The organism is Microbaculum marinisediminis, assembly GCF_025397915.1.
Classification (GTDB): Bacteria; Pseudomonadota; Alphaproteobacteria; order Rhizobiales; family Tepidamorphaceae; genus Microbaculum; species Microbaculum marinisediminis.
Map to the genome: position 1 here is coordinate 599,832 of NZ_JALIDZ010000002.1, position 6,714 is coordinate 606,545.

The following is a 6,714-nucleotide window of genomic DNA, read 5'->3' on the forward strand; positions in this document are numbered from 1 at the left end:
GTGCGATTCACAGCGACGCGTTTGAAGCCGCCGGTGAGACGGTGCCCCCACCCTGCAGATAGCGGCTCTTCCTCTCCCCGACGATTTCCCGCTTGATCGTATTGGTCAGGTCGAAGACTTCCTTCGTCGACATGATCTCGAGCGAGCGGGGACGCGGGAAAGGCACCTCATGGATGTTAGCCACGCGGCCGGGTCGCGCGCTCATCACCACAACACGGTCGCCGAGGAAGATCGCCTCTTCGATCGAATGCGTGATCAGCACGATCGTCATGGGCATATCGAGCCAGATCTCCTCGACGAGCCGGTTCATCTCCTCGCGAGTGAAGGCGTCGAGCGCCCCGAAAGGCTCGTCCATCAGCAGCACTGACGGCTTGTACGACAAGGCGCGCACCAACGCGGCGCGCTGCTGCATGCCCCCGGAAAGTTCGCGCGGATAGCGGTTGGCGAAGCCCTCAAGCCCGACGCGGTTCAGCAATTCGTCGACCCAGATCCGATCGGATCTGGTGCCCTTGATTTCGAACGGGAAGTTGATGTTGGCGGCCAGATTGCGCCACGGGAGCAGGTTCGCCTCCTGGAACACCATCCCGATCTGCGGGTTTGGCCCGTTCACCGGAATGCCGTCTAGTAGAACTCTGCCTGAGGAGAGGCTGTGGAGCCCCGACATCGACCACAAGAGCGTGGTCTTGCCGCAGCCGGAAGGCCCGACAATTGTGACGATCTCGCCGGACCTGATGTCGAGGGAGCAACGGTCAATCGCCAGAAGGTCGCCGGACCTGGTGTTGTACACCTTGGTCGCACCATCGACGCACAGCTTCGGCTGACTGGAACGGCCAGACATCTTGAGCTCCCCAACATATCTTGCAGCCTCTATCGGGCCATTGACTACAGTCTGTAACTATCCGCCATTTTAAGTCAAGTGGGTTGAGTGCGGTCAACCTTCACTCTTGTAATCCCTTAGATTCTCTGGAACTTAAGGATTGAAATGCATGTAAGTTTCCTACAAAATTGCGATCGTGCTAATACCGTCGCTCACCGAAAATGATGCGATACGACTGCAACGTCTCTGGCTAACGTTGAAGAGGTCTCTGCCTGATGGAGCTCAAAACAGGAAGACAAGAGGCGGAAGCGGGCCGGCGCGACGACCCGGCGGATATCCAGTCCAGGCCGATTCCGGACATCCTGTCGCAGATCAAGGATTCCTATAGCGAATTGCGGCCTGCCGAGCGGCGCGTAGCCGACGTAGTGCTATCGGCGGTATCGTTCTCGGTGGATGCGTCGAACGCCGAAATAGCCCGCCGGGCCGGCGTCAGCGAGCCGACGGTCACCCGATTCTGCCGCGCGATCGGCTGCAATGGCGTTCGGGATTTCAAGCTGAAGCTGGCCCAGAGCGTTGTCGTTGGCCGGCTCTATCTTTCACCTACCCCGCCGCCGGAACCCGGCGATGATGCCTCGCCGCTGTGGAGCGTGGTCTTCGGCGAGGCGCGCAACGCGCTTGCCGCCGTCGAGCGCAGCATCGGCCCGGCAGATGTGTTGCGCGCCGCCGACATGGTTGCCAGTGCCCGGCAGGTGGTGGTGTTCGGACTTGGGGGGAGCTCCGCAACGCTAGCGCTTGAGACGCAGAACAGATTGTTCCGCTATGGCGTTGTCGTCTCCGCCCATTCCGATCCGTATGTGATGAAAATGATGGCTTCGTCGCTGAAGCCGAACGATCTGGTCGTCGCCATATCGAGCACGGGGCGCACGCGCGAGGTAATCGAGGCCGTTGCGCTCGCCAAGCATTATCGCGCCGGGACAATGGCGATAACGGCCCCGGCAAGCGGACTTGCCGCCGAGGTGGATTTGGCGCTCACGGTCGAGATCCCCGAATTTCCAAGCGCGCTGAAGCCGACAGCGTCGCGCTACGCATTCCTCCTCATACTCGACCTCGTTTCCACGGCGGTCGGATACCGCCTCGGCTCGGATGCGCGCGAGACGCTCCGCAGGATCAAATACACCGTGATCAACCACCGCAAAGGCAATGCGATGGAGCCGCTGGGCGACTGAACACCTGCTCTGCGCCGCCACGGAGGAGCAGCGGAAAGCCATCGAACCACAGTCAATCAGGGATGAGATCGAATGCACGACACTGCACCCGCTTCCAAGGCGTCTGCCTGGCTTGCAGATTTTTCGGAAGCGCTGGCGCGCGGCGACATCGACGCGGTGCTAGACTGTTTCGTGGAGGATTGCTACTGGCGCGATATCGTCTCGTTCACATGGAACGTGAAGACGCTGGAAGGCAAGCCGGCTATCGCCGCGATGCTCACTTCTCAGCTTCCGGCAACGCGACCTTCAAACTGGCGTATTACCGAGGCGCCGGAATCCGTGCCGGTACAGGCATGGTTCGACTTTTCCACGGCAGCGGGTGCAGGCAGTGGGATATTTACCCTCGAGAATGGTCGATGCCGCACGATCCTGACCACACTGCAATCACTTGCCGGACACGAGGAGAAGGCCGGACAAAGGCGGCCGATGGGCGTGAGCCACGGTGCTGACCGGAACCGGATGAGCTGGAGCGAGCGCCGGGCCGCCGAGGAAGCCGCCTTCGCGCAGGGCGCGGACCCGTACTGTCTGATCATAGGCGGCGGCCAGGGCGGCATCATGCTCGGCGCACGGCTGAAGCAGCTTGGCGTCCCGACTGTGATCGTTGAAAAGAACGAGAAGGCAGGCGATTCCTGGCGCAACCGCTACCGCTCACTCGTCCTCCACGATCCCGTCTGGTACGACCACCTGCCCTATATTCCGTTTCCGCCGAACTGGCCGATCTTCACCCACAAGGACAAGATGGGCGACTGGCTGGAGATGTATGTGAAGGTTATGGAGCTCACCTATTGGGGTTCCACCGAATGCGTCTCGGCCAGCTTTGACGAAACGGAAAAGCGCTGGTCAGTGGAACTGGTGCGCGGGGGCCGTAAGTTGACGCTTCGGCCCACACAACTCGTCTTCGCCACCGGCGCCTACGGGCCGCCGAAACGGCTCGAAATTCCTGGCGCCGAGACGTTTGCCGGCGAGATCATCCATTCCATCGAGTATTCGAGCGGGACGAAATTTGCGGGCCGGAAGGTGGCCGTGATCGGCGCCGCCAGCTCCGGTCATGACGTCTCCGTTGATCTGTGGGAGGCCGGAGCCGACGTCACGATGATCCAGCGGTCGCCGACGACCGTGGTGCGATCCGAGACGCTGATGGAATTGGGTTTCGACCTCTATTCGGAAGAAGCGGTCGAAAGCGGCATCGACGTCGACCGCGCGGACATGATCGCGGCCGCGACGCCGTTCGCCATGCAGCCGCCGATCCAGAAGGCGCTGTATGATAGGATTCGCGCGCGCGACGCGGAATTCTACGAAAAGCTGGCCGCAACCGGCTTCCTGCTCGATTTCGGACCGGACGAAACCGGGCTGATGATGAAGGCCTATCGGACCGGCTCCGGATACTATGTCGACGTCGGCGCCTCACAGCTGATCATCGACGGAGAGATTAAGGTGAAGAGCGGGACGGAGATCGACCACCTGACATCGACTGGCATGCGCTTTGGCGACGGGTCCGAACTGGAGGTCGATGCTATCATCCAGTCGACCGGCTTTCAGTCGATGCACGAGGTCGTGGCGCAGATCGTCTCACGCGAGGTTGGCAATAGCATCGGAACCTGCTGGGGCCTGGGCTCCGGCACACGAAACGATCCCGGCCCCTGGCATGGCGAGCTGCGCAACATGTACAAACCCGTGGCGCAGGAGAATCTGTGGTTCCAGGGCGGAAACCTTGCGCTGTCCCGCTTCTTCTCGAAATTCGTCGCATTGCAGATCAAGGCCCGTATGGAAGGCATTCCCGTACCGGTTTACGCGCCACCGCTGACCTAGACGGTGTTTTGAAATTCAGGATTGCAGTGCCCCTATCCGCCGAAAAATAGAGACAAGGGAAGAGCGGCAACCAGTACGTATCAAGCATGATGGTTGGGGGGGGGGTGACGTCGCCTTAACGGGGCGCGGATTCTCTTAAGGCTCTGGGTCTTCTTTCAGGCCTCGATCGACAATGCGATCTCCCTTCAGGTCGCAGTGCCATGGGCGCGAAGTTGTTGACGGCCGGCAGCGATGAGATGTCTTCGATTAAGGTGGAATAGGCTGGTGATCTGGCCGTGTATCGAGACAAAACACTGGCATTGTCGCCCCGATTTGAACCGCATCATATGAGTAGTGGCCGGCCCCCAATGGGTGATCCGGTTTTAATGTTAGTGGAAGCCTATTGCGGGCGCCATCGTCGGCGTGGTCGGCGAAGCTGGTCCGGGATGCGAAGGCGGCCATGAGATGGCTTCCGGCGCTGGTGGTCTGTAGCCCAAGGACGAGTGCGGCCGGACCGTGTTGTAGTGGTGGCGCCAGCCTTCGATGACGACCTTGGCCTCCTCCAGCGTGTAGAAGATCTCGCCATTGAGCAGCTCATCACGAAGCTTCGCGTTGAAGCTCTCGCAGTAGCCGTTCTCCCAAGGACTGCCGGGCATGATGTAGGCCGTGGTTGCCCCGACAGCTGCAATCCACTAACGTACCGCCCTGGCGACAAACTCCGGACCGTTGTCGGAACGGATGTGGCCCGGCACGCCGCGCAGGATGAACAGGTCCGAGAGCGTGTCGATCACGTCGACGGCTTTCAGCTTTCGACCGATCCTGATCGTCAGGCATTCCCTTGTGAACTCGTCAATAGCGTTGAGCATGCGGAAGCTCCTTCCATTGTGGGTGCGATCCTGAACGAAGTCGTAAGACCAGACATGGTTGGGATGTTCCGGGCGAAGCCGGATGCAGGAGTTCTCATTGCACCAGAGCCGCCCGCGCCTGGGCTGCTTGTGCGGAACCTTCAGCCCCTCGCGTCGCCAGATCCGCTCGACCCGCTTGCGGTTCACAACCCAGCCGGCTCGATGCAGCATCGCCGTGATGCGACGATAGCCGTAGCGGCCATACCGAGTGGCGAGCGCGATGATGTCGGCGGTCAGCGCCGCTTCATCGTCAGGCCGCGTGGGGATCTTGCGCTGCGTCGATCGGTGCTGGCCCAGAACCAGGCACGCCTGTCGTTCGGACACGCCAAGCTCGCCAACCACACGATCCACACAGGCACGGCAGCGCGCGGGGCTTAGTAGTTTCCCCGCGCAGCTTCAGCCAGGATCATCTTGTCCAGCGTCAGGTCCGAGATCGCGCGACGAAGCCTTGTGTTCTCGGCCTCCAGTTCCTTCAGCCGCTTCACCTGGTCGCCCTTCAGCCCGCCATACTCCTGCCGCCACCGGTAGTACGTAACTTCCGTCACGCCTATCGACCGAACCGCATCTGCGACCGGTCGCCCTTGCGATGTCAGCACGTCAACCTGACGAAGCTTCGCAACGATTTCTTCTGCTGTGTGCCGTTTCCTGGCCATCTCGTCTCTCCTCACTCGGCTCAAAAGCCATACCTAATTGAGGACCACTTCTTTGGGGGCAGACCACGATCTCTTCGGGCATGTTGAATCCGATCTGCTTGATAAGGGCGCGAACTACTATTGGGCCGTCAAATTGGCAAACAAAGGCGATCTCCGTCCTCTGATGGAGATTGTACATAAGGCCGTGGCACTCTAGGCAACCAAGCGCTAAGAGAACAAACTCGGCGGTAGCGGTCCGGCGTTTCAATCGTGCGATCAGAAAAATTAGACTACAAAGCCAAAGAAGCAGCAATCTCGGACAGGGGACGGAACAGAACAAGCGGGTCGTCTTTTGAAGGCAGGAAGCCGCGACGCTGCCAGAAGTCCGCAGCCTCCGCATCGACAGCGTTGACCATCAGCGCGCGTCCACCGACCAGAGCAGCCGCCTGAACGCAGCGTTGCAGCGCGTGTTTCAGTAGTCCCGTCCCGATACCCTGATCAGCCCATGCTGTGTCGGTGGCCAGTTGGCCAAGAAGGAGACAGGGAACGGGATCTGGTGGCTGACCTGTCCGAACCGAGCGAGGCAGCAACGAAGGAACGACGGACGTCGGTGCAAGACCGTAGTAGCCGATGACACGGCCGCCGTCGTGGACGACCATGACGGCGGTAAAGCCCTTCTCTTGGTTGGACAGTGCCCGCGTCCTAAGCCAGTGATCGAGTGTCGGCTTACCGCAGGAGAATTCGGAGACATCATGCGCAGCGGTGAGCGGCTCAGGCGCCGATAGAGACACGACTACCGCTTGGCGTCGTAGCCGGGCTCCCACGGAGCGGCCCGCTGCGCCAGATCGACCATCTCGGGAACCGGAGCCGCCGGACGGGACAGGACATCCATGAACTCGGCGAATCCTTCGGGGCTCATGCGGATCAGCCGATTTTCCATCACAACCTCCTCGGCGGCGCGAACGGCGGCATCGCGCACAAAGTCGGTGCGCGAGCGGCCACGCAACGTAGCGGCCCGATCGATCATCGCGACATCCGACTCTGGCAGTCGCATCGAGATGGGATATTCTTTACGGTCAGCTGTGGTGGCCATGAGGCACCTCCTTCGGACCTGAAGATAACGCCTTGTAGCGCAAAATGCAATACGCTATGATCGACACCATCAGGCCTTTCGCTCGAGATCGGACGATCGCGGGAGCAAGAGGAGTTTCAGGGCGTCAATGATCTTGGTCTGCCCCATCGAGGTGGCCAGGCTCGTAAGTTAGAGTCCGGCGGTCAAGGTCGGCGGATGTGCCGACGCAGCGACA

The 6,714-nt window shown here is 60.7% G+C and carries 5 protein-coding genes and 1 pseudogene; 2 read left to right on the forward strand and 4 right to left on the reverse strand.

The features are described 5' to 3' along the window. Nucleotides 1-7: 7 nt before the first annotated feature. Nucleotides 8-838 carry an ABC transporter ATP-binding protein gene (locus MUB46_RS06135; protein WP_261614988.1) on the reverse strand — a complete coding sequence of 277 codons (831 nt, stop codon included), beginning with the start codon at nucleotides 836-838 and terminating at the stop codon, nucleotides 8-10. 254 nt (nucleotides 839-1,092) lie between these two features. Here MUB46_RS06135 and MUB46_RS06140 point away from each other — a divergent pair, with 254 nt between their 5' ends. Both MUB46_RS06140 and MUB46_RS06145 read left to right on the forward strand, forming a co-directional pair. Further along, nucleotides 1,093-2,043, forward strand: coding sequence for a MurR/RpiR family transcriptional regulator (locus MUB46_RS06140; protein ID WP_425256217.1), 951 nt, complete (start codon nucleotides 1,093-1,095; stop codon nucleotides 2,041-2,043). 72 nt (nucleotides 2,044-2,115) lie between these two features. Next, nucleotides 2,116-3,891 carry an NAD(P)/FAD-dependent oxidoreductase gene (locus tag MUB46_RS06145; protein WP_261614989.1) on the forward strand — a complete coding sequence of 592 codons (1,776 nt, stop codon included), beginning with the start codon at nucleotides 2,116-2,118 and terminating at the stop codon, nucleotides 3,889-3,891. Nucleotides 3,892-4,259: 368 nt separating this feature from the next. Here the strand turns inward: MUB46_RS06145 and MUB46_RS06155 are convergent. From MUB46_RS06155 to MUB46_RS06165, 3 genes and pseudogenes are all read right to left on the reverse strand, one after another. Further along, nucleotides 4,260-5,428 (reverse strand): annotated as a pseudogene (locus MUB46_RS06155) (IS3 family transposase). A gap of 269 nt (nucleotides 5,429-5,697) precedes the next feature. Next, nucleotides 5,698-6,198, reverse strand: coding sequence for a GNAT family N-acetyltransferase (locus MUB46_RS06160; RefSeq protein WP_261614990.1), 501 nt, complete (start codon nucleotides 6,196-6,198; stop codon nucleotides 5,698-5,700). 2 nt (nucleotides 6,199-6,200) lie between these two features. Continuing rightward, nucleotides 6,201-6,500 carry a type II toxin-antitoxin system TacA family antitoxin gene (locus MUB46_RS06165; protein WP_261614991.1) on the reverse strand — a complete coding sequence of 100 codons (300 nt, stop codon included), beginning with the start codon at nucleotides 6,498-6,500 and terminating at the stop codon, nucleotides 6,201-6,203. Nucleotides 6,501-6,714 lie beyond the last annotated feature (214 nt).

Excerpts from the sequence above, each read along its gene's own strand:
- MUB46_RS06135 (WP_261614988.1), bottom strand. The coding sequence starts at position 838 with ATGTCTGGCCGTTCCAGTCAGCCGAAGCTGTGCGTCGATGGTGCGACC.
- MUB46_RS06140 (WP_425256217.1), top strand. The coding sequence starts at position 1,093 with ATGGAGCTCAAAACAGGAAGACAAGAGGCGGAAGCGGGCCGGCGCGAC.
- MUB46_RS06145 (WP_261614989.1), top strand. The coding sequence starts at position 2,116 with ATGCACGACACTGCACCCGCTTCCAAGGCGTCTGCCTGGCTTGCAGAT.
- MUB46_RS06165 (WP_261614991.1), bottom strand. The coding sequence starts at position 6,500 with ATGGCCACCACAGCTGACCGTAAAGAATATCCCATCTCGATGCGACTG.